Origin of the sequence: Pontibacter akesuensis, assembly GCF_001611675.1 — a bacterium.
Taxonomy (GTDB): domain Bacteria; phylum Bacteroidota; class Bacteroidia; order Cytophagales; family Hymenobacteraceae; genus Pontibacter; species Pontibacter akesuensis.
On the sequence record NZ_CP014766.1, the window covers coordinates 4293711 to 4318087 of the forward strand.

General features: G+C 50.3%; 25 protein-coding genes. 8 read left to right on the forward strand and 17 right to left on the reverse strand.

Annotated elements, in window-relative coordinates:
• Positions 1 to 26: 26 nt before the first annotated feature.
• Positions 27 to 512 carry an NUDIX domain-containing protein gene (locus tag A0W33_RS18185; protein WP_068839516.1) on the reverse strand — a complete coding sequence of 162 codons (486 nt, stop codon included), beginning with the start codon at positions 510 to 512 and terminating at the stop codon, positions 27 to 29.
• Between the two features lie 37 nt (positions 513 to 549).
• Between A0W33_RS18185 and A0W33_RS18190 the strand changes: the two genes are divergently transcribed.
• From A0W33_RS18190 to A0W33_RS18200, 3 genes are all read left to right on the forward strand, one after another.
• Entirely contained in the window at positions 550 to 1020 is a 471-nt protein-coding gene (locus tag A0W33_RS18190; protein ID WP_068839517.1) for a PaaI family thioesterase, read from the forward strand.
• Between the two features lie 72 nt (positions 1021 to 1092).
• The gene (locus tag A0W33_RS18195) at positions 1093 to 2499 is read left to right on the forward strand and encodes an ATP-dependent DNA helicase (protein ID WP_068839518.1); all 1407 of its coding nucleotides are present in this window, start codon (positions 1093 to 1095) and stop codon (positions 2497 to 2499) included.
• 82 nt (positions 2500 to 2581) lie between these two features.
• Positions 2582 to 3019, forward strand: a complete 438-nt coding sequence (locus A0W33_RS18200) for a DUF1573 domain-containing protein (RefSeq protein WP_068839519.1) — start codon at positions 2582 to 2584, stop codon at positions 3017 to 3019.
• Positions 3020 to 3178: 159 nt separating this feature from the next.
• On the opposite strand, the gene A0W33_RS18205 is transcribed toward A0W33_RS18200, so the two are convergent.
• From A0W33_RS18205 to A0W33_RS18235, 7 genes are all read right to left on the reverse strand, one after another.
• Positions 3179 to 3556: a DUF423 domain-containing protein gene (locus A0W33_RS18205; protein ID WP_068839520.1), complete on the reverse strand. Its 378-nt coding sequence runs from the start codon at positions 3554 to 3556 to the stop codon at positions 3179 to 3181.
• A gap of 68 nt (positions 3557 to 3624) precedes the next feature.
• Complete coding sequence (locus tag A0W33_RS18210) at positions 3625 to 4071, reverse strand: DUF2750 domain-containing protein (RefSeq protein WP_068839521.1); 447 nt, start codon at positions 4069 to 4071, stop codon at positions 3625 to 3627.
• 89 nt (positions 4072 to 4160) lie between these two features.
• On the reverse strand, positions 4161 to 5012 hold the full coding sequence (locus A0W33_RS18215; RefSeq protein ID WP_068839522.1) for a glycerophosphodiester phosphodiesterase: 852 nt from the start codon (positions 5010 to 5012) through the stop codon (positions 4161 to 4163).
• A 184-nt stretch (positions 5013 to 5196) separates the two neighbouring features.
• A complete protein-coding gene (locus tag A0W33_RS18220; protein ID WP_068839523.1) occupies positions 5197 to 5880 on the reverse strand; it encodes a YggS family pyridoxal phosphate-dependent enzyme in 684 nt (227 codons plus the stop codon).
• 118 nt (positions 5881 to 5998) lie between these two features.
• Positions 5999 to 7051, reverse strand: a complete 1053-nt coding sequence (locus tag A0W33_RS18225; RefSeq protein WP_068839524.1) for a vWA domain-containing protein — start codon at positions 7049 to 7051, stop codon at positions 5999 to 6001.
• Positions 7038 to 7871, reverse strand: a complete 834-nt coding sequence (locus A0W33_RS18230) for an Asp23/Gls24 family envelope stress response protein (protein WP_068839525.1) — start codon at positions 7869 to 7871, stop codon at positions 7038 to 7040. Before A0W33_RS18230 ends, A0W33_RS18225 begins: the two co-directional genes overlap by 14 nt.
• Positions 7872 to 7935: 64 nt before the next feature.
• Entirely contained in the window at positions 7936 to 8817 is an 882-nt protein-coding gene (locus A0W33_RS18235) for a DUF58 domain-containing protein (protein ID WP_068839526.1), read from the reverse strand.
• Positions 8818 to 8875: 58 nt separating this feature from the next.
• Here A0W33_RS18235 and A0W33_RS18240 point away from each other — a divergent pair, with 58 nt between their 5' ends.
• Positions 8876 to 9271, forward strand: a complete 396-nt coding sequence (locus tag A0W33_RS18240; protein WP_068839527.1) for a DUF4296 domain-containing protein — start codon at positions 8876 to 8878, stop codon at positions 9269 to 9271.
• A gap of 11 nt (positions 9272 to 9282) precedes the next feature.
• Here A0W33_RS18240 and A0W33_RS18245 read toward each other — a convergent pair whose 3' ends face one another.
• On the reverse strand, positions 9283 to 9639 hold the full coding sequence (locus A0W33_RS18245; RefSeq protein ID WP_068839528.1) for a tRNA-binding protein: 357 nt from the start codon (positions 9637 to 9639) through the stop codon (positions 9283 to 9285).
• Positions 9640 to 9842: 203 nt separating this feature from the next.
• Between A0W33_RS18245 and A0W33_RS18250 the strand changes: the two genes are divergently transcribed.
• Positions 9843 to 11381 carry an FAD-dependent oxidoreductase gene (locus A0W33_RS18250; RefSeq protein ID WP_068839529.1) on the forward strand — a complete coding sequence of 513 codons (1539 nt, stop codon included), beginning with the start codon at positions 9843 to 9845 and terminating at the stop codon, positions 11379 to 11381.
• Positions 11382 to 11474: 93 nt separating this feature from the next.
• Here the strand turns inward: A0W33_RS18250 and A0W33_RS18255 are convergent, their stop codons facing one another.
• The 5 genes from A0W33_RS18255 to egtB form a co-directional block, all read right to left on the reverse strand.
• Complete coding sequence (locus A0W33_RS18255) at positions 11475 to 12005, reverse strand: DUF922 domain-containing protein (RefSeq protein ID WP_229802036.1); 531 nt, start codon at positions 12003 to 12005, stop codon at positions 11475 to 11477.
• A 136-nt stretch (positions 12006 to 12141) separates the two neighbouring features.
• Positions 12142 to 13485 carry an MATE family efflux transporter gene (locus tag A0W33_RS18260; protein ID WP_068839531.1) on the reverse strand — a complete coding sequence of 448 codons (1344 nt, stop codon included), beginning with the start codon at positions 13483 to 13485 and terminating at the stop codon, positions 12142 to 12144.
• Between the two features lie 232 nt (positions 13486 to 13717).
• Complete coding sequence (locus A0W33_RS18265; RefSeq protein ID WP_068839532.1) at positions 13718 to 14830, reverse strand: pyridoxal phosphate-dependent aminotransferase; 1113 nt, start codon at positions 14828 to 14830, stop codon at positions 13718 to 13720.
• Between the two features lie 163 nt (positions 14831 to 14993).
• Complete coding sequence (egtD, locus tag A0W33_RS18270) at positions 14994 to 15995, reverse strand: L-histidine N(alpha)-methyltransferase (RefSeq protein WP_068839533.1); 1002 nt, start codon at positions 15993 to 15995, stop codon at positions 14994 to 14996.
• Positions 15996 to 16006: 11 nt separating this feature from the next.
• On the reverse strand, positions 16007 to 17278 hold the full coding sequence (gene egtB / locus A0W33_RS18275; RefSeq protein ID WP_068839534.1) for an ergothioneine biosynthesis protein EgtB: 1272 nt from the start codon (positions 17276 to 17278) through the stop codon (positions 16007 to 16009).
• Positions 17279 to 17501: 223 nt separating this feature from the next.
• On the opposite strand from egtB, the gene A0W33_RS18280 reads away from it, so the two are divergent.
• Positions 17502 to 18578 carry an o-succinylbenzoate synthase gene (locus tag A0W33_RS18280; RefSeq protein WP_068839535.1) on the forward strand — a complete coding sequence of 359 codons (1077 nt, stop codon included), beginning with the start codon at positions 17502 to 17504 and terminating at the stop codon, positions 18576 to 18578.
• A gap of 58 nt (positions 18579 to 18636) precedes the next feature.
• Here A0W33_RS18280 and A0W33_RS18285 read toward each other — a convergent pair whose 3' ends face one another.
• Positions 18637 to 20421 carry a chloride channel protein gene (locus tag A0W33_RS18285; RefSeq protein ID WP_068839536.1) on the reverse strand — a complete coding sequence of 595 codons (1785 nt, stop codon included), beginning with the start codon at positions 20419 to 20421 and terminating at the stop codon, positions 18637 to 18639.
• Between the two features lie 189 nt (positions 20422 to 20610).
• Here A0W33_RS18285 and A0W33_RS18290 point away from each other — a divergent pair, with 189 nt between their 5' ends.
• Positions 20611 to 21432 (forward strand): metallophosphoesterase, encoded by an 822-nt coding sequence (locus tag A0W33_RS18290; protein ID WP_068840229.1) that lies wholly within the window; start codon positions 20611 to 20613, stop codon positions 21430 to 21432.
• Between the two features lie 328 nt (positions 21433 to 21760).
• Positions 21761 to 22681, forward strand: a complete 921-nt coding sequence (locus A0W33_RS18295) for a universal stress protein (protein WP_068840230.1) — start codon at positions 21761 to 21763, stop codon at positions 22679 to 22681.
• 78 nt (positions 22682 to 22759) lie between these two features.
• Here A0W33_RS18295 and A0W33_RS21280 read toward each other — a convergent pair whose 3' ends face one another.
• Together A0W33_RS21280 and A0W33_RS18300 are read right to left on the reverse strand one after the other, a co-directional pair.
• Complete coding sequence (locus A0W33_RS21280) at positions 22760 to 22894, reverse strand: hypothetical protein (protein ID WP_262502132.1); 135 nt, start codon at positions 22892 to 22894, stop codon at positions 22760 to 22762.
• Between the two features lie 408 nt (positions 22895 to 23302).
• Positions 23303 to 24376, reverse strand: coding sequence for an alanine racemase (locus tag A0W33_RS18300; RefSeq protein WP_068839537.1), 1074 nt, complete (start codon positions 24374 to 24376; stop codon positions 23303 to 23305).
• Between the last annotated feature and the right edge of the window lies 1 nt (position 24377).

Consider the following 24377-nt stretch of genomic DNA (forward strand, 5'->3'; position numbering starts at 1 on the left):
TTATCGCAAAAGGCAGCAGCCGGATGTCAGGCCTTGAAGGTATGTTTCATGCCTAGCAAATCATCCAGCGAGAACAGGTGCCTAAGCGCCTGGTGCTTGTCCTGCAGCGGCAGTTGCTGTATTTGTTTGATGGTAAGCCACTCCACCTGCTCAATTAGTTGTTTGTCAGAAGCGGCTTCAGGGTCTGTCCCGGTAATAATGGTGCCATCTGTTAACTGCACCTCAAAAAAGAACTCTATGGCGTGCAGGGGAGGGTGCAGAAATTCATTCACAAACAAAAAACGCTTTACCTGCACCTGCACCCCGGCCTCTTCCTGCAGTTCCCGGACAAGGCACGCACGCATGCTTTCGCCAAATTGCAAGCCACCACCCGGAGGGGCCCAGAAGGCTTCGTTGTCCACTGTTTTTCCGTGGCGCACCAGCAGTAGTTTGTTGTCTTCAATACAGATGCCGCACACCCGCACGCGCAACTGTTCGGCATAGGGAAGTACATTGGGGTTAAGATCGGCCATGTTGGGTATAGTCGTGTTTTGGTCGTAAATTTACGGAATGATTAAGACGTACAATCCAGATTTTGAAAAAGACATACGCCTAAAGCTGGAGCGACAGGGTTTTATGAAGCTCTTGGGCTTTAACGTGACAAAAATAGAAGTGGGTAGGGTTGAAGGGGAACTAATGCTGGAGCCCCACCACTTGCAGCATAAGGGGTTTACCCATGGGGGGGTCACAGCCACCTTGTCGGATATTGTTGCAGGATTTGCCGCCGTTAGCCTGGTGCCGAAATATCACCATGTGGTAACGGCTGAGATCAAGGTTTCCTATTTTCATCCCGGTGTGGGCGATAAATTAATAGCAAAGGGTTACGTGGTGAAGCCAGGCCGCAAGCTCAACTTCTGCGAGTCGGAGATTTTTATCATCAAGGGCGATGAGGAACCACTGCTTATTGCTAAAGCCTCTGCCACCATGGCCACCATCACCCCCGAAGATATTGCTTCAAGAGTTACGAATGCAGAGTCGTGAGTGCTGGGTGTATACTTCAAAGCACACCCACCCATTCCTAATTCTTAATTCATCATTCTTAATTCAATTAAAATGCGCCCGGTAGAAGCCTTAAGAACCAGTTTCCCTTTTGAGCCAACAGAGGACCAGGCGAAGCTTTTTGCCCGACTCGATGAGTTTATACTTGCCAAGTCGGAAGAACGGCAGGTTTTCCTGCTGAAGGGGTATGCCGGTACAGGTAAAACAACAGTAGTTACCTCGCTGGTGAAAATCCTGAACCAGTTTGGCTATAAGTATGTGCTGCTGGCTCCAACAGGCCGTGCGGCCAAAGTTATGTCCAGCTACAGCGGGCGCCCTGCGTTTACGATCCATAAAAAAATATATCGACAAACCTCTAATCCTTTTTCGGAGGGACTATCCTTTACGCGCCAGCCCAACAAGACTGATAACACGGTTTATATCGTGGATGAGGCCTCCATGATTTCGGATGAGAGTGGCTTTGGGCAGAATGGCTTGCTGCAGGACCTGCTGCAATATGTATTTGATAAGAAGAACAACAAACTGCTTCTGATCGGCGATACAGCCCAGCTGCCGCCGGTGGGCCAGACCATCAGCCCGTCGCTGGATGCTGAGTATATGAAAGTGAACCAACGCTGTGTGGTGCGGGAAATGGAACTGCGCCAGGTAATGCGCCAAGCCGAGGCCTCTGGCATTCTGATGAACGCCACGCAGTTGCGCGACCGCATGCAGCAGGAGCCGATCGAAATTAAGCTGTTTACCCGGGGCTGGAAGGACATCTATAAAATGACGGGCGAAAAGCTGGAGGACGGCCTGCGCTATGCCTATGATAAGTTTGGTACTGAAAACACCATTGTCATTTGCCGCTCCAACAAAACAGCCAACCAGTACAACCAGCATATCCGGCGCACTATCTTCTTTGCTGAGGATGAGTTAGGCGTAGGGGATTACCTGATGATTGTGCGGAACAATTACTTCTGGCTGGCGAAAGACTCCGACATCGGCTTTATGGCCAACGGCGACTTTGTGGAGGTAACCAAGATCATCCGCTACGAAGACATGTACGGTTTTCGCTTCGCCGATATCCGCATTCGCTTCGTGGATTACCCGGATGCGCAGGAAGAGGAGGTAAAGATTATGCTCGACACGCTTTACACCGACACACCCGCCTTGCCTGCCGATCAGAACAAGAAACTGTACGAGGAGGTGCTGAAGGACTACAAGGATATCAAAACCAAGAAGGAGCGCAGCAAAGAACTCAAGCAGAACCCGTACCTGAATGCCGTGCAGGTGAAATTTGCCTACGCCTTAACTTGCCACAAGGCGCAGGGCGGCCAGTGGCCGGCAGTATTTGTGGACCAGGGCTACCTGAAAGACGAGATGGTGAACGAGGAGTTTGCCCGCTGGCTCTATACGGCTTTAACCCGATCGTCGGAAGAGCTTTACCTGCTGAACTTTAACCAACATTTATTAGTTGACTGACAAAAGAAATGATTATTTTGCATCGTTTTTGATGTAGAACAAGTATACAAGCTATTGCTGTAACCCTAACCCTTTTTATAAGATGAAAAAACTACTTCTTTCATTCGCTTTCGCTGGCTTGATTGCTGGTGGAGCTGTAGCCCAGGAGAAACCAAAGGCAACTGCACCTCAGGAGCAGGCAAAAAACGGCCCTGCCATTACCTTCGAGGAAACTGAGTATAATTTCGGAGACATTTCACAAGGAGATGTTGTGGAGCACACTTTTAACTTCAAGAACACGGGTACGCAGCCGCTCGTAATCGAGCGTGTGGATGTGTCTTGCGGTTGCACTACCCCAGCCTGGACGAAAGAGCCAATCATGCCTGGTAAATCTGGCTTTATCACTGCTAAATTCAACAGCGCCGGTAAACTTGGCCAGCAGAAAAAGCCACTTACCATCCATTCCAACGCCGCCGAAGGAACGAAGTACGTTTACATCGTAACCAACATCAAAGCTAAATCTACTGCCAGTGCGCAGTAGTTATGCAATACGATATAAAAAAGCGGCTTCCGTAACAGGAGGCCGCTTTTTTTATGTCATTTAATAGAATGACAGCATCATATGAACTGAAATATAAATAGCGAGGCCGGGAGCAGTTAAACTGCTCCCGGCCTCGCTATTTATATTTCAGTTCTTCTTTTAAAAGGCTTTCAAGATGGCATAGAAAAGAGCACCCCAACCTACTATTAACAAGGTGCCTCCGATTGGTGTGATTGCTCCAAGCCAGGTAATACCCGTGGCACATAAAATGTAGAGAGAGCCCGAGAACACAAGTATGCCCAGGAAGAAGCACCAGGCAGCAACCTGTAATGCCGGTTGCTCTACCCTGAAGAGGAGCAGCCCGACGGCTAGCAGCGCCAGGGTATGGTACATCTGGTATTTAACGGCGGTTTCGAAAGTATCCACCCGGTTGGCAGCCTGCAGCATAGGAGCAAGAGCATGCGCACCGAAGGCACCAATAGCCACAGTAAGGGCACCCAGCGCAGAGGCCAGGAGAAGTATGATTTTTTGCGTCACTGTATGTAGGGTTATACTAGCCAAAGTAGCTTAGCTAAGCTGACTCTGATATAGCTTTTGATAGTGATTTATTCGGATTCTAGTGCTTCGGTTACCTGCTCTTCAAACTCCTGCTGGCTGTCATACTGGGTAAATTCCAGAGTTTTGCCCTGTGCTTTCAGCTGCGTCACTACGTCCAAAGCTACTACCAGGGGCTCTGCCTCTTTTCCGACAAGATTCTTGTCCCAGTTGGCGCCAACCAGCAATTCATCACCGTACATGCCCACGCACCAGTTTTCCAGGAACTCTACCAGTGTTATAGATTCCGGCGTATAACTTTCCCACTCATCCTCAGAGCAGGCCGTAGCGCCTCCCTTATCAGACCAGAACAGGATAACTTCCGTGTCCTCAAATTCTGATGAGCTTGAAGTTGCCCACGTATCATCCTTGGTCAGCCCCCATACTTCATTGGTTTCTACAATCCGCTGAATGAAATCTTTATACTGTGTCTCGATAGTGGCAGCGTGCTCTGTCATGGTGATTCGCTTTTTAGATGATACATTATTTACTGCAAAGTAATCAATATTACGCAGAAATGTGCAATCTGCGTAACGGGAGAATACATTTACAGTTCCCCAAAGAGGTTAGGGTAATCAGAGATAAGGCCATCTACGCCCAGCTTCTTCAAGCGCTTCATCTCCTCCAAATCATTTACTGTCCAGGGGATTACCCGCATACCCTGGCTTTGCGCTTCCTTAAGTAATGCAGGCGATACCAGTTTATGATAGGGGCTGTAAATTGTGGGCGTGAAGCCTAGGCTTTCGATATTCTTTTTCAAGCCATTCATATTCTCCACCAGAAGCGCTGTTTTAATTTCAGGGTACTTCACATGCAGCACCTGGAGCGTGCGAGGATCGAATGACTGGATAATGACATAAGGGCTAACTTTCTTCTCCTCAATTACAGCTAACAGTAAGTCAATTAATTCTTCAGGTTCAGGGTGGTATATGCCATCTCCAGAAGGGCTTGACTTAGTTTCAATGTTATAGTAAACCTGTGGCAGGCCATGATCGGAGATGTACTGCTGTACAGAGTCAATCACTTCAGCCAAAAGCGGCTTATGTGCTTTTTGTAGCTGCTGCTGTGGAAATTTTGCGTAAAATTTAGATCCTACATCAAACTGTTTTATTTGATCATAGGGCATCTGGTAGAGCACGTACCGCTCGGCGTCCTGCTTCGGAATCGCCTCCCCTGAAGGCGTCAGCTCATGGGCCGGATTGATGAAAGGGTCATGAGAGAGGAGCACCTGCTTATCCTGGCTGATGTGTGCATCCATCTCCAGCGTAGCGACACCTAACTCCAAAGCCTTCAGCATGGCCGGTACTGTATTTTCAGGAAGTAGCCCTCGGGCACCACGATGGCCTTGTGTATCAAACGTGGATACAGCTGAACCCTTAGCTTTTGCAACTTTAGACATAGTAGAGGAGCTTTTACAGCTAATGCAAAGTAAACCTAAAGTTACTACCAGCAAGTATAGTTTCTGCACCTGAGTAGGAAGGACTAAGTTCTAAACAAAAATGGCCTTTGCTGCTGTATCATGAAAGCAGGAAGGTTAAAAATAACAGAATCTTAATGTTGTGCGCCTGCTATTTATCTTCTTTTCATTTACTGTAGTCTCTCGCCCCGAAGATGCCGCTACCTACCCGAATCATGGTGCTTCCCTCAGCTACTGCCAGTTGCCAGTCGGAACTCATGCCCATGGATATTTCCTTAAAGTAGTCACTCCCGATGAAGTAGGTTTCCTTCAGGCGGGTAAAGCAGTTGCGTAGTTGCATGAATTCTGCGCGCAGCTGCTGCTCGTTGTCGGTATTAGTAGCGATGCCCATAACGCCGGTGATGCTGATATACTTCATCTGTCGGTACTCCTCTGAACGCAGCAATTCTTCTGCCTCATCGCACGTCATGCCATACTTCGTTTTCTCGTCGGCAATGGAAATTTGCAGCATGCAGTTGATGGGTAGCGTGCGGCCGTGCATCTCGGCGCGTTTGTTTATCTCCACCAACAGTTTCAGGCTATCAACCGACTGGATCGTATCCACAAATTTGGCAATATACTTCACCTTGTTTGTCTGCAGGTGGCCAATCAGGTGCCAGTTGATATCGTGCGGCAGTTGCTCATACTTGTCTGCGAGTTCCTGCGCCTTGTTCTCCCCAAAAATGCGGTGTCCCGCGTGGTATGCTTCCAGTATACTTTCAACAGGATGCGTCTTGGAAACTGCAACAAGCCGGCAGGGTGTCTGGCGCAGCTGCTCATCGAAGTATAAAATGTTTTCTTTAATGCTCATAGTTTATCATGTTGTGCTTCATTAGATTATATTGACAGTCATTGCTCCAAACAGACTCTGTATAATTAGCAATGGCTTTCAATTCATAACTCCTCATTCATAATTCTTAATTGAACTGTCAGTCTTCTAATACGTTTGCCAGGAACGTGTTTTTCAAGAAGAGCCAGAGCAGGAGCAGGAGCAGTGCCCATTTCAAGTATACCTGGTAATAATCGCGGGTATCGCGAAAGCGCTTTTCGGATACGTCGGTTTTCTCCAGCTTGTTAATGTTCCGGAAGATTTCCTGTAGGGTGCTTTTGCTATCGGCCCGGAAAAAAGTGCCCTGTCCAATCTCTGCTATCCGGCGCAGACTCGTCTCGTCCATCTGCGTCTCCACAAAAAGGGTTTTGCCTGAGGCATCCACATCATAGGGCACCTGCCCATCTTTACCAATGCCTATGGTATAAAGTTTTATGCCATAGGCATAAGCGAGTTGCGCCGCCAGTTCCGGATCCAGGCTGCCTGCGGTATTCTCACCGTCGCTTATCAGAATTACCACCTGGCTTTTGGCATTTGAGTCGCGGAGCCGGTTGATGGCCACGGCGAGCGCACTGCCGATAGCGGTGCCATCGTTCGGGATCATCTTGAACCCGATGGAATTTATACTTTCCTGCAGCAGGGTATAGTCGGTGGTGAGGGGGGCGAGCGAGTAGGCATCGCCGGCAAAAACCACCATGCCGATTCGGTCCTGCACGCGCCCTTTGATAAAGTTTTTTGCCACCTCTTTTGCCGCCTCGAGTCGGTTCGGGAGAAAGTCCTGCAACTCCATGGAGCCCGACACATCAAGCACCAGCACGATATCGATGCCCTCGGAAGTTAACTCTATCTGCTCGTTTACCCGCTGTGGCCGGGCCAGCGCTACCAGCACCAGCATGATGAACAGCATGAACACAATGCGCGGCACAAAGCGGAGCAGGGTGCTCCACTGCCAGGTATGGCGGCCTTCGAACAGGGCCAGGTCGAGTTTGTTACGGGTGTTGCGGCGAAGTATGGACTTAAGCAACAGCAGCAGCGGGATGGCCGGCAGCGCATAGAGCACCAGCGGATACACCCATTCGTAAGAGGAGAGTGTGCCGTAGGTGAACCACTCCGGGCTCAGCCAGTCCCAGAATTCATCGTTAAGTTCTAGCATGCTTGGTTAATTCGCGGTGCGTACGGTAACGGTCTTTGGCCACCCGGCGCAACATACTTAGGGCCAGGTTCGCCTCGCCTTCAAACTCAGACTGCAGGTTACCGTAAATTGCCTTGTCACAGATGCGCAGAGCCGTGTTAATTTCTTCGTCGTTGTTATAGAACTCTACTATTTCCTTTGTGGTGAACGAGTTGATGGCACTGTCCTCGAGCTTTGTCAGGTAGTTTTTCCAGAGCGACACGCCTTTTTCTATACTTATCAACGCCCCGGTTTTCTCAAAACGGTCTTTGTGGGCGTTAAAGCGGGAGGAAAAATAAACGTTGTCTTTCTTCAGCTGGTACAGCTTATACCTGCGACGGATGGATTGCCCAAAAACGAGCCAGATCAGGGACAGGAAGGTAAGGATGGCCAGTACCCATAGCAGCAGTTCGGGCCAGTTAAACCTTTTCTCCACCGGTGCCAGCTTCAGGTTTGCTTTTAACTGCAGCGGCTCTTTTACCTCCTGCACCAGCTGGCGGAGGTGCACCGCTCTTGACGGGGCAAAAATCTCCAGTGTATCCTGCTGGTGCAGCACGTAAACCGGAAGCGCCAGTTGCTGGTTGCTGTAGGTTGCGAACGTGCGTAGGGTGTAGACGGCACTGTCGGTGCTGGTGTCGCCGGATGTGGAAGTAGGGAAAAACGCTTTCCGCACTAACTCAAACGGGCTAAAGTCATACTTGTCGGAGGGCAAGATAACCTCCTGTTCCGCCGGGTGCTTATGCACGAGTATGTATTGCACCTGCTCACCGATCTTCAGCGTGTCCTTGCTGAATATTCCCACAGGTTTACTCGCTTGCTGGGCTAAGGCTAGGGAGGGCAGGAGGGCGAGCAGAAATAAGTATAGTTTACGCACTTTTCTTGGTACCCTTATTGCGCAGCCGGAACAGGTTCACCAGCTGCGGCACGTAATCTTCATTTGTTTCGATGGCCAGGTAATTAGCCTGGTACTTCTGGCAGATGCGCATCAGTACTTCCTGGTTTTCCTGGTATTGGGCATGGTAGTGGCGTCTGAATTCCTCGCCCGAGGTGTTTAGCCATAGCGTGCGCCCTGTCTCCTTATCCAGGATAGGCACGATGCCCATCGGGGGTAGTTTGTGCTCACGCAGGTCCACCAGATGCAGCACAATCAGGTCGTGGCGCCGCGCCAGCATGCTAAGTTCCTTTTCATAGTTGTTGTCGATAAAATCGGAGAGGAGCAGGATAATGCTGCGGCGCTTGATAATGTCCAGCGTCAGCCGGATGCCGGCAGCCAGGCCGGTTTTGATAGATTTTGGCTGCAACTCCTGCAGGGCTTTGATGATGCTGTAGGCCTGCTCGATACCTTTGGCCGGTTTAATATACTTCTCCTTCTGGTCAGAAATGCAGATCATCCCGATCTGGCTTTGTTGCCGGGCCGCCGAGAGCGCCAGCACACCGCAAATCTCTTTGCCGATGTCCAGCTTTTGCTGTTCGCCGGTACCGATTTTCTGCGAGGCGCTCACATCCAGCATCAAAAATACCAACTGTTCCTTTTCCTCACGGTATGTTTTCACAAATGTACCATGACCCTTCGCACTTACGTTCCAATCGATAGAGCGCACATCGTCGCCGTACTGGTAAGCGCGCACGTCATCGAATTCCAGCCCCGTGCCTTTAAACACCGAGTGGAAATCCCCCTGCATCTGCGAGGTGATGGCCTTGCGGATGCGGATCTCATACTTGCGTAGCTTCTTAACAAGCTCTTTCATGCGTGGCTGCCGTAACGTCCAATTTTAAAATTATGATTAATTCTCGTAATTTTCATCCGTGATAAGACTTTTATACATACTTTTTTGCCTTGGCCTGATCAGTTGCCAAAGCCAGTCGGAGCAAAAGCCTGCTAATCTGATTCCTGAGGAAAAGTTGGTACGCATCCTTGCCGACATCCATACCGCCGAAGCCATTATTGAGTACCAGGTGGTTTTCCCGGATACGGCATTGATGGTTTTCAATCAGGAGCAGACAGAGATTTTCAAGCGCTATGGTGTAACAGAGGAGCAGTTTGACGAAACCTACAGCTATTACCTCCGGAACCTGAAGGCCATGGACGCCCTTTACGAAACGATTGTAGATACGCTAAGCCTTCGGGAATCAAAGGCAGACAGCCTTAAACCGGCGCCGCCGGAAGAAGAGACTCCCCTTATATTCAAAAATCAGCAATAGCCGGTTAGCTTTTATTTCAGCTTACTGCCGTTCGGCACCTGTGCTGCGGGTTGCGCCAGCACGATGTCTCCTTGAGCGTCCTCAAATCCCGTTACCAAAATTTCAGACATAACTTTCCCAATCTGCTTCTTTCCCAGGTTCGTGACGCAGAGCACCTGTTTTCCTATCAGTTCCGGGCAGGTATAATGTTTCGTTATCTGCGCGCTCGTTTTCTTTAGGCCCAATGGCCCCAGGTCTACTGTAAGTATAAAAGCCGGGCGTCGGGCCTCAGGGTACTCCTCCGCCCTCACAATGGTGCCCACCCTAATATCGGTTTGCTCAAAATGATGCCACGTAATTTGCTCTGTGGTTTCAGGAGGTATTGCCATTTTTATTTGCTTGAAGTTCGGATGATCAAGTTAAGCAGGAAGAGGGCCTTTGACAAATTAACGTGTGCGGGAACCTCCAAATTGTCTTAAAAACGTGCAGCAGCGCACCTGTAGCAACATTAGCCCCACAGCCCCGTATTTCTGCAAACATACAGTTTCCTTTACCTGTACTTGTTTCTCAACCATCACAACGTACCTTAACTATGAAAAAAGCAACCGGAGCCACCCTCCCCCTATGGACCAGCCACCTGGATTTACCATTAACGAACCCACTGCGAGAGAACCTCACGTGCGATGTCTGTATCGTAGGTGCTGGGATTGCCGGTCTTACAACGGCTTATCTTCTGTCGAAAGAAGGAAAGCGCGTGGTGGTGCTTGATTCTAAAAGCGTTGCCGGTGGCGAGACAAGCCGTACCACTGCCCACCTCTCTAATGCCCTGGATGAGCAGTATTACAACCTGATCAAGCTGTTTGGGAAGGATGGGGCCCGGCTAGCCTGCCAGAGCCATGCCAGTGCCATCGACAAGATACAGGAGATATCCAAAGAGGAAAATATTGACAGTGAGTTTGCCCGTGTAGACGGTTACCTGGTGGCAAACAACCAGGAGCAGGGTGATAAGCTTCTTCAGGAGCTCGAGGCACTGCAGCAGATGGGTTGGGATGATGTGGTGCTGCGTAAAAAGAGCCCTGTGCCGTCGCTGACAACGCTGCCCTGCCTGCACTACCCAAACCAGGGGCGCGTGCACGTTCTTAAGTACATGATTGGGCTGATGAAGGCCATCGAGGAGAACGGCGGCCGCATCTTTACCGGCTCGCATGTAGCAGAGTTCAGGGAAGGAACCATTACAACGGCCGTAACGGTAGACAACTTTGCCGTGACGGCGAACCACCTGGTGGTAACTACTAATACACCGGTGAATGACAAATTTGCCATTCACACCAAGCAGGCACCGTACAGAACCTATGTCATCGGTGTGCAGGTGCCAAAGGATTCGGTGCCGGATGCCCTTTACTGGGACATGGACTCACCTTATCATTACATCAGGCTGCAGAAGGAGACAGACGCCGGACAGGGGTATGATGTGCTTATTGTTGGCGGGGAAGACCATAAAACAGGACAGCACGACAATCCGGCGGAATGCTTCCTGGAACTGGAGCGCTGGACAAAGCTGAAGTTCCCAATGGCGCAAGAGGTGCTCTACCGCTGGTCGGGCCAGGTGTACGAGCCGGTGGATGGCTTGGCGTATATTGGCCGTAACCCCGGCTCCACGGATAATGTGTACATCGCCACCGGCGACTCCGGACACGGCATCACACATGGTACTATTGCGGGGATGATTCTTACAGACCTGATAGTCGGCCGCCAGAACCCATGGGCCAAACTGTACGACCCGGGAAGGGTGAGTTTAAATGCTCAGGCAGTAGGGGAGTTTATGAAGGAAAACCTGAACGTGGCGGCTCAGATGAAAGACCATTTAACCCCGGGTGAAGTAGAGGATGTGCTGGAGGTAATGCCCGGCACTGGCCGAATCATGCGCAAGGGAGGCCATAAAGTAGCTGTTTTCTGTGATCAGGATGGCGTACGGCACCAAAGCTCAGCTGTTTGCCCACACCTGGGCTGCGTCGTGAGTTGGAATAGCGTGGAAAGCTCCTGGGATTGCCCGTGCCACGGCTCGCGCTTTGATCCCTTCGGCAAAGTAGTGATTGGCCCTGCAAACTCTGATCTTGGTCCAGCTAAATAAACTTTGGAATAAGTAGCGTCTATAAAGAAATCCTTCTTGCTTCCGGCCAAATGATCGGAAACAAGAAGGATTTCTTTATTTGCATCAGTATGTTTATTTGTAAGCCTCTAGCTTCTCAAGTCTTGCTTGAATTGTGTTAGCCCAGTGTTTCTGCGCAGATTTGTCCAGGCCGTGTCTGCAGTCCTCGTCAAAGGTGTCCTGTTCTGCCTTCCATTTCGCGAAGGCATTTGAAACTACGTCATTCAGACTCTTTTTTACGGTGGTACAGTTCAGCTGCTGCAAGTCTCGCCTCAGTTGGCGGGCGTGCACTTCAGTTAAATCAAAATGCAACTGCTCGTGTACCAGCAGTTTCTCAGAAACTTTATTTTTGCTCCAGGACTGCCGCGGCAGGAAAACACAGTTTACCACGTAGGTATACTTGTTGTCTTTGCACTTGGCATTTACCGCTAAGTTGGCCGCTGTAAGGGCATGATGTGGGTTGGAATCGTCTGGCTGGGCTTTAAAATCCTCCCACGATAATTTCCGTTCATCAGACCAGATAACCTGCTCTATTACAAAAGGCTTGGATGCCTCTGTTGCAGTTTTGCTTGCAGCTGCAGGTAGGGCCACAGCAGCATCAGGCATGAAAGAAGTTAGCATTACTCTTGCCCAAAAAGTGAGGAGGAGTGTAAACGTAAACATGTATAACCCGGCTAAAAGTTGAAATCAGTTACTGAGCTGCTAACAGCAGCACCCGGGAAAAAGTGCCTGCTCCGGATGCTTATCTGACTCTGAGCCGATTGCTTAGAGTCCTGAAACGCAAAGTGAGCAAAACCGCTGCTACCGACAAGCCGATCAGCAGCCCCAACCAGATTCCGTTTACGCCAAAGTCAGCTTTGAAACAGAGAAAGTATCCGATTGGCAGACCTATTACCCAGTATGCAAGTAACGAAATTAAACTAGGAATCCTAACATCCTCGAGGCCTCTTAATGCACCTAAACCCACAACCTGCACACCATCAGATATTTGGAATAGTGCGGCAATGATAAGTAGTCCGGAGGCAATCTGGATTACCTGTGGGTCGTCGATGTAGAGCATGGGGATGAGCTCGTTGCAGAGGATCATCAGTAGTCCGCTCCCGATCATGAAAAGCACACCCATGGCCAGATTGCTGTAGCCGGCCATGCGCATGGCCCTGAAATTTCCAAGCCCTTTCTGGTTGCCTACGCGTATGGTGGCCGCCGCTGCAATGCCACTTGCCATCATATAGGTAACAGAAGCCACGTTGATGGCTATCTGGTGTGCAGCGAGCTCAGTGGCTCCCAGCCAACCGATCATGACTGCTGAAAAACCAAAGGCGCCCATTTCAAAGATCATTTGCACGGAAATGGGAAGGCCCAGCTTAAAGATGCGGTAAATATGTATAAACGACAGGTGCCTCAGGCGCAGAAAATGACGGTATACTTCAAAGCGCTTGGCATACATGACCCATCCTGCCATGGCGATGGCCATGACAATGCGCGAAATAAGTGTGGCCCAACCGGCTCCCACCAGCCCCATCGGCTCAAAACCTCCCTTTCCGAAAATCAGCAGGTAATTCAGGAAAATATTAAGCGTGTTGGCAAGTATGGAGATATACATGGCCTGCTTCGTCAGCGAAAGCCCCTCCGCGAATTGCCTGAATGCCTGAAACACCATGAGCGGCACCATGGACAGGAATAGAATATTGATATAGGGTATAGCAAGCTCCACTACACGTGCAGGTTGGTCCAGCACGGTGATGTAGGGGGAGAAGAAGTAGCCGGCAAAAAACAAGACGATCCCTAAAAGCACGTTAGAGACAAGCCCATTGAGCAGCAACAGGGAAATACGCGTGTGGTTGTGCCGCCCGTCAGCAGCGGCAATCAGGGGGGTAATGCTGTAGGAAACGCCTAATCCGAATACCAGCACAATGGTGAAGATACTATTGCCGAGTGAGGCAGCAGCCAGCGGCAGCGTTCCTGTCTGGCCTACCATCAGGCTGTCGAACACGCTGACCAGGATATGCCCCAGCTGGCTCAGCACAACAGGGTAGGCAAGGGTGAAGTTTTTGGCGAAGTTTTCTTTGTAAGTAGCGGTTTCCATGCGGGGTACTAAGCGATGCTGAACGGCCGCAAAAGTACGGGAATAAACCGAAAGGCGCTTTGGAAAAGTAAAATTAGCTTGTTGCCGCGCCTGGGATTAGATTGAGTATTGATTCATGGCAGATGGGCGCAGGCAGACGTCAGCGCCAGTAACTTCTTTAGTTTGAAAATATTCAAGAGAAGCTTTTATTTGTATCATTTAAGTTGTTAAATAATAGATGCTTATCATATAACTAGTCAGCCGTAAGCAGCAGCAGGCCTTGGCGTAGCCTGTTCAGGGCGTCCTGCAGGCGGGGCGTTTCTACGGCAAAGGACATGCGTGCATGGCCGGGAGCACCAAAGTAGTCGCCTGGAGAAAGCTCCAGGTTATAGCAGGTGCGGAGGTAGCGGCAAAGGTCAACGCTGGTGCTGATTTTTTCGCCGGTGATGCTGGTGCGGTTCAGGTATTGACTGAAATCCGGAAAAAAATAGTAGGCGCCGTCTGGCAGGTAGTAGCGCACTTCCGGTATGGCATCCAGCCCCTGCTGCATCACAGAGCGGTTGTGCGCAAGAATTTCCTGCATGTGCGGGAGCGCCTCGTGCCTGTTTTCTACCGTAGCCTGGGCGGCATCTTGGATAAATATACTCACACCCGCCACAGTGGCATTCTGAAAGTGAACACACTTTGCTATCAGTTCGTCCGGGCCAAGTATAAACCCCAGCCGCCAGCCCGACATGGCAAAGGATTTTGAAAAGCCGTTTACGACGATTGTTCGCGCTGCTTTTGCCCCCTGGCAGGAAAGGATAGAAGCAACAGGGCTGCCGTAAGTAACAAGGTCGTATATTTCATCGGAAATGACATATAAATTAGGGTAATCTTTGGTAACCTCCAGCAGCGCCTCCAGTTCACTTTTGCTATAGACGCGGCCGGTGGGGTTGCCAGGGTTAGTCAGTAGTAGTATACGTGTGCGCTCGGAGAGGGTAACGCGCAGCATGTCCGGCGTTAACTTATAACCGTCTTCCAGTTTGGTGGGCAAGGGCACCAGCGTTCCGTTGCTATACTTCATCAACTCATGGAAACCAAACCAGGCGGGCGTGGGAACCACCACATCATCGCCCTGGCGCAGCAGCACCGAGAACAGGTTAAACAGCGCCTGCTTGGTACCCGGCGTAATCAGCACCTGCGATGGCTCGAGCGAAATTCCTTCGGCTTTATACTTCTGACTAATGGCTTTACGCAGCTCTGGAGTTCCTTGGGAAGGGCCGTAAAAAGTCTTGCCTTCGTGCAGGGCCTTCACCGCAGCTTGGGTGGCCGCCTCAGGACTTCTAAAATAACTCGAACCAGCAGCAAGCGAAATGACTTCCATAGTGTTTGATCTCCTCTAATAGTGGGGTTATGAAGCTTTGTGAAGTATAGGTTTTATTCTTAGCAGGTATGACTGGTGCAAATAGCTGAAATTTGTTCTAAATTAACTAAAACAAGGCAGTACGCTTATCTCCGGAAATAAACTTGCTGCTGTGCCTGATGGCTTAGCGGACAGTGAAAAGCACGTCTGCAAATCTTTTCTGGCCGTCGTAGAATACCGTCTCTATCTGAAAGCCGCATGTTTCTCCAAGTTCCGCCACCTGTGGCAAGCTATACTTATGTGAGTTCTCGGTATGAATGGCTTCCCAGGCCTCGAAATGAAATTTTTGCCCTGTTTCACGGATGAATACCTCCTGGTCTGTTTTGCTCACGAGAAAACTGCGCATCACGCCCTCACCCGGATTATACATGGCGTAATGATAAAACTGGTCGACATTAAAGTTGCCACCCAGTTCCCGGTTGATGCGGTGCAGCAGGTTAAGGTTGAATGCTGCGGTAACGCCAGCCTTGTCGTTGTACGCAGCCAGGATAGTGTCCGGGTTTTTGCGCAGGTCAATGCCCATCAGCAGGCGGTCGCCGGGCTGCAGGTAGCTTCGCACTTCCTTTAAAAAGGCTATACTTTCCAGCTCTTCAAAGTTGCCGATGTTGGAGCCCAGGAACAGTAGCACCTTTCTTTCGGATTTATTTTCCTGCAGCCACTCCAGCGCTGTGAAATATTCACCCACCACAGCCTCCACCCGCACTTGCGGCAAATCTGTGTGCAGACTCTCCGTGAGTTGCTGCATGGCATCCCCGGAAATATCAACAGGCACGTAATCAAACGCACACTGCTGCCTGGCCAATTCGTGTAGCAGTATTTTTGTTTTCAAGGCATCGCCGGCACCCAGGTCAATCAAATGGAAATAACCTTCGCGGGAGAACTGCGCTGCCATGGCCTCGCGATTTTCGGTGAGCACCTCAAACTCGCTTCGGGTAAGGTAATACTCCGGCAGGTCCATGATCTGCTGAAAAAGCCTGCTGCCTTTGCCGTCGTAAAAGTAGCGCGAGGGCAGGTGCTTCTGTTTTCGGTTCAGGCCTTCCGCCACATCACGGGTAAAGGCTGCCAAATCGTTGGTACCGTCTTTTTTGCGGCTAAGGTCAATCACGGGAGATACTTTCGTATTCATTAGGGGTGCATTTATTTATTAGCCAGCCGTATGCCACTGAATTGCCAGCGCTTTTCGGGATGGAAAAAGTTTCGGTAGGTGGTGCGGATGTGGCTCTGTGAGGTAGCGCAGGAGCCGCCACGCAGCACCATCTGGTTCAGCATAAACTTCCCGTTGTACTCGCCAATCGCGCCGGGAGCCTTTTCAAAATTAGGATAGGGATGATAGGCGCTGTAAGTCCATTCCCACACATCACCATACAGTTGCTGCAGTCCCTCTTTGGCCGGGTCTGCGGCTCTGGGCTCCAGCACATCGCTTTCCACAAAATTGCCCTCAGTAGGAGGGTATACCTGGGAGGCGGCCTCCCATTCAAATTCGGTGAGCAGGCGTTTGCCGGCCCAGTTGGCGTACGCATCTGCCTCGTAGAAGCTTACATGGCAAACGGGCTCATCAGGGTTTACCTTCTCCAGGCCGTGCAGGGTATAGCGGTACCAGTCCTCTTCCTGCTTCACCCAGTACAGAGGCGCCTGCAGCTGTTCCTTGTTCACCATCGCGAAGCCCTCTTCGAGCCAGTGCCTGAAGTCGCCGTAGCCGCCATCCGCCATAAACTGCATGTACTCGCCGTTGGTCACCAGCCGGTTCATGATCTCGAAGTCAGAGAGAAGCACCTCGTGTACGCTATGTTCGTTGTCAAAGCTGAAGTCTTCGCCCCGGTAACCAATAGTATAGGTACCACCCGGTACCTCCAGGAAAAAGGCCGGCACACTGGCAGATGGCTGCGCTTGTTTGGGCCGGGGGGTATAGACCGGCAACATAGGATTTGTGCTAAGGATATACTTGATATCTGTTATAAGTAGCTCCTGGTGCTGCTGCTCGTGCTGTAAGCCCAGTTCCAGCACCGGCTGCAGTTCTGCCAGTTTTTCCTCTGATACAGTGCCCAGGAACTGAGCCATGTGCGCATCTACATACTGTCGGTAAGTATAAATGTCGCGCAGTGGCGGACGGGTGAGGGTACTGCGCTGGTCGCGCTGCACACGGCTGCCCACCGAGTTATAATAGGAGTTGAACAGGTAGCTGTACTGCTCATGGTACACGTTGTAACCGGGCAAGTGTGGCGTAAGTATAAAGGTCTCGAAAAACCAGCTTGTGTGGGCCATATGCCACTTAGGTGGACTCACATCCACGATCGGCTGAACAACAGTATCCTCCGGCTCCAATGGCTGGCAGATCTTTTCAGTAAACGTTCTGATGTTTTCATATTGCTGCAGCATGGTTTGGGCAGCGGTAGCGGTGAGGGTGCTCATATTGTTCAGGTTTGTATGACTGGTATGGCCTTTTTAAATTATAACAAGCAAATCGGCTGAAGGTTATGCGCAGCTTTATCAACTTTGCTTTGCCTTACCTGCTTTGCAACGCACCTAAAGCCGGTAAACTGGTAAAACCGGTGATATCGTTTTGTTGTTATTCTTCCTCATCTACGTCAATATTGCGAAGATTGGTTTTACTTTGCCTCTTTATCCTAAGCCTATGCCGCTCCAACTAAGCTATACCCGCCACACCCTTCAGTTTAAGTTTGATGCCCGTACCTCGCGGGGGGCTATTTCAGAGCACCAGGTGTATTACTTGAAAGTATGGGATACGGCTTCTCCTTCCGTTTATGGTGTTGGGGAGTGTGCCCCATTGGCCGGTTTAAGTATAGATTATCGCCCGGACCTGGAGCAGAAGCTGCAACAGGTGGCATACCTGATAAACGAAGGCGAAGCAACGCTGGATGCAGGAGCAGAGCTACCCGCCATACTTGCCCTGCAGGAGTGGCCGGCGTTACGGTTTGCTCTGGAAACAGCTTTGCTTGATCTGCAGCAGGGGGGTAAAAAGCGCCTGTTTGACAACAACTTCAGCAGGGGTGAGGCTGGTATTCCCATCAACGGGTTGGTATGGATGGGCGACAGAAAATTCATGCAGGAGCAGATCGAAAAAAAAATGCAGGAGGGATATAATTGCTTGAAACTGAAAATCGGTAGCCTTGACTTTACAACCGAACTAAATCTTTTGCAGCAAATCCGGGAGGTAGCCGGAAGTGACTCTTTGACGGTGCGTGTAGACGCAAACGGTGCTTTCACCCCGCAGGAAGCTTATAAAAAACTGGAACGCCTGGCCAGGTATGAGCTGCACTCCATAGAGCAGCCCATTCGGCAGGGGCAGGTAGAGGAGATGGCGCAGTTGTGCGCCTACACACCTGTTCCCATTGCCCTGGATGAGGAACTTATCGGTGTGCAGGAGCCGCAGGCGAGAAAGGCATTACTTGAATGTATACACCCGCAGTACATCATCCTAAAACCAACACTGGTAGGAGGCTTAGCCGCCAGTGCGGAGTGGATTAAGCTTGCAGAGGAAAGAAGTATAGGCTGGTGGATTACGTCTGCCCTGGAGTCAAACATTGGGCTGAACGCCATCAGCCAGTTTACGGCGCAATATGACATCAACATGCCGCAAGGCCTCGGAACCGGGCAACTCTACCACAACAACATTGCCTCGCCGCTGCAAATAGAGCAAGGCGAGCTGTGGTACAAGCCAGCGCAGCAGGAATGGGCTTTTAATGAGTAATGATCAATGTACAATGAGTACTTTTCGATCATTACTCATTAGACATTGAAAATTTTATCTAAGTAACGTTGGTAGTTTTGATCAGCAGCTTGCGGTACTTAGTGAAGATGCTGGATTTAGACACAAACCCCAGGTACATCTCATTGTGGAGCACGGGGAGGTTCCAGGCCCCTGAAGCATCGAATTTTTTCATCACGTCTGCCATACTATCATCATACTGCACAATGGCCGGCGGTTTGATCATAAGTTCACGCACCTGCACCACATCATACTTGTCGCTCTTAAACATGATCTCGCGCACATTCTCCAGCAAAAGCACGCCTGCCAGAGTACCGTCTGCCGTGACAACCGGGAACAGGTTGCGGCGCGAGGAGGCAATTACCTGCACCAGTTCACCCAGAGTGGCATCGGGCGCAATGGATTGAAACTCTGTCTCGATCAGGTGGCGGATTTTCATAATGTGCAGGATGGTGCGGTCTTTGTTCGGCGTCAGGAGCTGCCCTTTCTGCGCCAGCTTTTTGGTGTCCAGCGAGTAAGGCTCAAAAAACTTTACCATAGCATAAGAGGTGGCTGCTACGAGCATCAGCGGAATCATCAAAGAATAGCCGCCCGTAATCTCAGCGATCAGGAAAACAGCCGTGAGCGGGGCATGCATCACACCGCTAAGTATACCGGCCATTCCCACCATCGAGAAACTGCTGGTAGGGAGGTTGCTGATGTTCAGCAGGTTCACGATGCGCGAAAAGAAAAAACCGGTGCAGGCACCAACGAACATAGAGGGAGCGAAATTACCTCCGTTACCACCGGAGGCAATGGTGATGGTGGTCGCAAAGACTTTAACCAGCGCAAGCGCACCCACAAACCCCAGCACCAGCCAATCATTCGTGCCAAAAAATGCGAGCCAGCTATCCTGCAGCAACTGTTGCGCTTTGTTTGATTCCAGCAGCGTAATGCTGTCGTAGCCTTCGCCGAACAGGGGCGGGAACAACATAATGAGCAAGCCCAGCAACAAACCGCCAACCAGCGCGCGGGCAAAGACAATATTTTCATACGCCTCAAACTGTTCCTCCACCAGCAGCGTCATGCGTGTGTAGTACACCGACATCATCCCGCATAAAATGCCCAGCAGTACATAAAATGGCACATGACCAGCGGCAAATACTTCCGGTTGGCCAATGTAAAACAGAATATCTTCCTGCAGGATAATACGGGAGCAAAGGGCACCCACTACGGCAGCGATAATCAAGGGGATAAATGCTGAAATGCTGATGTCCGTAAGCAGCACCTCGATAGCGAAAAGAACACCTGCAATGGGGGCATTAAACACGGCGGCAATTCCTGCGGCGGCACCGGAGGCCAGCAACAGCGTTCTGTCGCGGTAGTTTAAATGGTACTCCCGCCCGTAGTTAGAGCCGATGGCAGAGCCAGTCACCACGATGGGAGACTCCAACCCGGCAGAGCCACCGAAGCCAGCCGTAAGCGCACTGGTTATAACGTGGGAGTACATTTTATGCCGCTCCACCATGCTGGACTTCTGAGAAATATTATAGAGGATGTTGGCTGTGCCGCGCCCAATCTTGCCCTTGAAGTATAGCTTGACAATGACCACCGTCAGGAAAATGCCGATGGTGGGGAACACTACAAGCCAGTAGGGCTGGTCGAGCAGGCGATTGCCGTAAGCCAGCAACAGGTGAATGTAGTGCACGAGTGTCTTCAGTACCACGGCGGCAAGCCCGGCAGTCAGGCCAACCAGCACACTGGACAGGAGCATGAATTCGCGGTCGGAAGTGTGGCGGCGCAACCACAGCAGCGGAATCTTAGTTTTTCTGTAGGAGTAGGGCATTTCAGATTTGAAGCCTGAAAAAATAAATCTTGCTCAAAATTAGGAAGAACCTACACCAGGCCCAACCAAACGTGCATAGTTTTTGCACTTATTTATTTCATTATCATGGCATATTACTCAACCACAGTCCCCTTTTTACTGTTAATATAGGGATAAGTGATGATAGAGACAGGCAGGAATAACAATAACATGAGCATAAATAGAAAGGATTTTCAGCATACGTTTAACCTGGCGCTGCCGGAACAGCACGGGCCTTTCGATATCATCGGGGATGTGCACGGCTGTTTTGAGGAGCTCGTGGCGCTGCTGCTGCGCCTTAATTACAGCCTTCGTTTCGATAAAGAGGCCCAGCGTTACCTTTTAGCGCACCCACAAAACCACAAAGCTATTTTTGTGGGTGACCTGGTGGATCGCGGCCCGAATTCGCCGGAAGTACTGCGGCTGGTGATGGACATGGTGGAACAAGATATGGCCTACTGTGTTAGCGGAAACCATGACGATAAGCTGCTGCGCATGCTGAAGGGGTGCAATGTACAGGTAAGGCATGGGTTGGAGCTCACTAAGGCGCAGCTGGCGCGCTATGATGCCGCATTCACCGAGCGCGTAAAAGCTTTTTTGCAGGCACTGCCGCACCATTTGCTGCTCGACGAAGGCAGATTAGTTATCGCACATGCTGGCTTGGAGGAACACCTGCACGGGCAAAATTCCAAAGGCGTACGCGCCCTCTGCCTGTATGGCCCCACCACCGGAGAGACTGATGAGAAAGGGCTGCCGCTCCGGCTGGATTGGGCTGCGGACTACTGTGGACATGCCATTGTAGTTTACGGGCATACGCCGGTACATGAACCGCTCTGGCGCAACAATACCATCAACATCGACACAGGCTGTGTGTTTGGAGGCAGGCTAACGGCACTCACGTACCCGGACCACATTGTTACCACCGTTAATGCGCTGCAGGAGTATGCTCAGCCGGTAAGGCCATTTGTCATGTATCCTTCCAAGGTTTCCTAACACCAAGCCCTTCCTACTTCATTTTTCACTAGTGCATTCATTCCCACAAATTTCTTGTGAAAACAAATTTTCTGCCTCCCGCTCAGTGCGGCTCTCCTTATCAAAAAACCTTTCTTTGTTTCTTTCACTATCATTTCTCCTATCGATTTTTAAAGTAGGCTAGTAGCTACTGAAAGTATAAAATCCTGTAGAACGTAAAGGTAATTGCCTTTGCCCCGTATGTCAGGTTAAGCACCTTAATTAACTCCTGCCTTTGTAGTTGCACCGCACCAGCAAGCAAAAGAAGGATGATTGGGATAGGCAGAAACGGAACATTAAAACGAATCGCATGGATACGCTGAAAAGAATAATGGTTGGGCTGGACCTGACCGAGATGGACGAGCAACTGATGAAGTATGCTGCATTTTTGTGCAGTGTCTCTAACGTTGAGCAGGTTGACTTTATTCATACAGAGAAAAGCCTGGATATTCCGCAGGAAATAATTGCCGACTTACCCGCAAAATCGGCGGGGAAGGCTTTGGAGCAGGTTATAGCACAAAAGGTAAACGTTTACTTCGGACAGTTGCCACACGTGCAGGTTAGTGTACAGGTGGTTGAGGGAACACCCGTGAAAGAGATGCTGCACCATGCCAAAGTGAGCCAGGTAGATTTAATTCTGGTGGGGCGGAAACTTCGGCTAAAAGGAAGCGGAGTACTGGCGCAGCGCATTCTTCGATCCGGACATGTAAGCGTGCTGTTTGTTCCTGAAAACTCAGAGCCGCGACTGGAACGCATTATATTGAGCTTAGATTTTTCGGACTACTCTATGATGGCACTAGAGCGATTGCTTGATTCAACCCTTCTAAAGACAGGTGTGGAACTTATTTGCCTGCATGTATATGAAGTACCCTCAGGGTATATCACCATGGGCGAAAGTTACGCGGCCTTTGATGAACGCATGAAAGGCTTTGCAAAGGAAAAGTTTGAGCAGGTAGTGCAGCGCTTCCCTAAGCTTGCCGGACGTACGAGCTTAAAATTAGTCAGGCAGGAGAATGACCAGGATATTGGCGGACTGATTGTGCTGGAGGCAAAGCGGGAGCGGGCAAACATGCTGGTGATCGGGGCAAAAGGAAAGTCTGCGGCGGCCCTGTTCGTGCTGGGAAGCGTGACTGAAAAGGTAGTGCGCCACGACAATGATGTGCCGCTGCTTGTGTTTAAAAATAAAAATGAAGGCATCGGTTTTCTGGATGCCCTGTTGGGAAATATTTAACTACCTGCGAAAAAGCAAAAGGGCGTTTGCCAAACTTGACTTGGCAGACGCCCTTTTGCCTTTTCGGTATAGAAGGGGCTACGGTATGTTGCTCATTTCGCGCCATTCCTCTTTCGGCAACGCAGGCTCCTTTATTTTCGCCGTCTGAATATCAAGCACCCAGCCGTGCGCCTCATGAATTGCAGCTGCCTTAAAAGCAAGGTGCAGTTCCAATGTATTATAAATATTGCGTAACCTGCGGTATCACATTCAGCTCCGCAAGATTGTTTACATGCGCCTCCTCTGAAGGCAGCGGGTCTATTTGCGTTCGGTGCTGCAAGTATGATTCCCGGATAGGTTCACCCAGCGCTCCAATATGCCTGTGGCTGTACCGGCATACGCAGCCGCCACTCCGCCGCAGAAGTAGTGGCCGCTAACTACAATGTGCTACACCTTCAACACCACTACCGCATACTCCAGCACAGCAAGCAGGTTGATGTTGGTAAGGGAAGCTGGGTGGCGAAATTACGGTAAATAAAAAGCTTTCCGGGTTCCGTTTTAGTATATGTGTTAGAGGACAATTTATCTGTTATAATAAAGCTTCCTCTACACTTTTATACTTATGCGGAAAGCCGCCGATGCTTATTTTACCACCTGTTTCTCCACATACCGGGAATTCAGCACGCTAAGCGCGCCCATGTAGCGCAGATTAAAGCGCAGCACATCACCCACTTTATACTTGTTTTCATTCGTACCCAGTTCCACTACCAGCATGTCGGAGCTCGCTCCAACCACGGCCATACTTTCTTCCTTCGGAAGCAGGAACTTCGGGTTGATGTCAAGCAGGCCCACATCCAGAATGGCACGATGCGAGGTTTTACCGTACAGGCTTTCGTCTATCTCAAAGCTCTCGCCACTTGGGTTTTCTGCCAGCACTCCACTCGGTATCATTGGCTTTTCGGTGAGTTCTATAATTTCGGCTACTAACTCAAAAACATCGTCGTGCATGTTATCGAAAGTCTCGCCCGTGAACAGGTTCAGGCCGAAGAATAAGGCCTCGCCAATCCTGAAATGGTTGACGCCTGCGGGCAGCTGGTGGTTGAACAGCAGCGGAATAGTGACCGAGGTGCCCCCGGAAACCCACGGGATAGCGCGGTTGAATTTTGCCTCAATCACCTGCTTGTACAGGCTGAGCTGTATGAGCTTGTCGCGGGTGGGCATTACCCCGTAAAGGCAGTTAAAGTTAGCCCCAAGCCCGATAACGGAAATGCCTGGCAACTCAAACACCTTTTCGTAAAAATCAACCAATTCCTCGCCCATCACGCCTTCCCGCAGATCCCCCATCTCAATCATGATGATGACCTTGTGCACTTTCTGCTGCCGTATGGCCTCCTCGGAAAGCAAGCGGATGATGTCCAATTCGGTCTGAAAGCTCACGTCGGCGTAGGTGATGATGTCGGGTATACTTTGCTTTGGGGCAGGCTTAATGTACACCGTCTGCACATCGGGCGCCATTTTCTTAATTGTCTTAAGATTGGTCACCCGCGAATCATGGATTTCCTTCACACCTAGCGACAGCACCTCCTCCAGGAACATTTCATGGCCACAAAGTAATTTCGTCACAATGCCCCAGTCAATTTTCTTCTCTTTAAAGACCTTGTCCAGGTGATCGTAATTGTGCTTTAATTTATCGTAATACAGTTTTAAAACTGCCATG

What these genes read in the sequence shown, in the direction of transcription:
- A0W33_RS18265 (WP_068839532.1), bottom strand. Translation starts at nt 14,830, where the DNA reads ATGGAAGTCATTTCGCTTGCTGCTGGTTCGAGTTATTTTAGAAGTCCT.
- A0W33_RS18210 (WP_068839521.1), bottom strand. Translation starts at nt 4,071, where the DNA reads ATGACAGAGCACGCTGCCACTATCGAGACACAGTATAAAGATTTCATT.
- A0W33_RS18260 (WP_068839531.1), bottom strand. Translation starts at nt 13,485, where the DNA reads ATGGAAACCGCTACTTACAAAGAAAACTTCGCCAAAAACTTCACCCTT.
- A0W33_RS18190 (WP_068839517.1), top strand. Translation starts at nt 550, where the DNA reads ATGATTAAGACGTACAATCCAGATTTTGAAAAAGACATACGCCTAAAG.
- A0W33_RS18300 (WP_068839537.1), bottom strand. Translation starts at nt 24,376, where the DNA reads ATGGCAGTTTTAAAACTGTATTACGATAAATTAAAGCACAATTACGAT.
- A0W33_RS18280 (WP_068839535.1), top strand. Translation starts at nt 17,502, where the DNA reads ATGCCGCTCCAACTAAGCTATACCCGCCACACCCTTCAGTTTAAGTTT.
- A0W33_RS18200 (WP_068839519.1), top strand. Translation starts at nt 2,582, where the DNA reads ATGAAAAAACTACTTCTTTCATTCGCTTTCGCTGGCTTGATTGCTGGT.
- A0W33_RS18195 (WP_068839518.1), top strand. Translation starts at nt 1,093, where the DNA reads ATGCGCCCGGTAGAAGCCTTAAGAACCAGTTTCCCTTTTGAGCCAACA.
- egtB (WP_068839534.1), bottom strand. Translation starts at nt 17,278, where the DNA reads ATGAGCACCCTCACCGCTACCGCTGCCCAAACCATGCTGCAGCAATAT.
- A0W33_RS18225 (WP_068839524.1), bottom strand. Translation starts at nt 7,051, where the DNA reads ATGCTAGAACTTAACGATGAATTCTGGGACTGGCTGAGCCCGGAGTGG.
- A0W33_RS18220 (WP_068839523.1), bottom strand. Translation starts at nt 5,880, where the DNA reads ATGAGCATTAAAGAAAACATTTTATACTTCGATGAGCAGCTGCGCCAG.
- A0W33_RS18235 (WP_068839526.1), bottom strand. Translation starts at nt 8,817, where the DNA reads ATGAAAGAGCTTGTTAAGAAGCTACGCAAGTATGAGATCCGCATCCGC.
- A0W33_RS18255 (WP_229802036.1), bottom strand. Translation starts at nt 12,005, where the DNA reads ATGCCTGATGCTGCTGTGGCCCTACCTGCAGCTGCAAGCAAAACTGCA.
- egtD (WP_068839533.1), bottom strand. Translation starts at nt 15,995, where the DNA reads ATGAATACGAAAGTATCTCCCGTGATTGACCTTAGCCGCAAAAAAGAC.
- A0W33_RS18245 (WP_068839528.1), bottom strand. Translation starts at nt 9,639, where the DNA reads ATGGCAATACCTCCTGAAACCACAGAGCAAATTACGTGGCATCATTTT.
- A0W33_RS18295 (WP_068840230.1), top strand. Translation starts at nt 21,761, where the DNA reads ATGGATACGCTGAAAAGAATAATGGTTGGGCTGGACCTGACCGAGATG.
- A0W33_RS18185 (WP_068839516.1), bottom strand. Translation starts at nt 512, where the DNA reads ATGGCCGATCTTAACCCCAATGTACTTCCCTATGCCGAACAGTTGCGC.
- A0W33_RS18285 (WP_068839536.1), bottom strand. Translation starts at nt 20,421, where the DNA reads ATGCCCTACTCCTACAGAAAAACTAAGATTCCGCTGCTGTGGTTGCGC.
- A0W33_RS18250 (WP_068839529.1), top strand. Translation starts at nt 9,843, where the DNA reads ATGAAAAAAGCAACCGGAGCCACCCTCCCCCTATGGACCAGCCACCTG.
- A0W33_RS18215 (WP_068839522.1), bottom strand. Translation starts at nt 5,012, where the DNA reads ATGTCTAAAGTTGCAAAAGCTAAGGGTTCAGCTGTATCCACGTTTGAT.
- A0W33_RS18290 (WP_068840229.1), top strand. Translation starts at nt 20,611, where the DNA reads ATGAGCATAAATAGAAAGGATTTTCAGCATACGTTTAACCTGGCGCTG.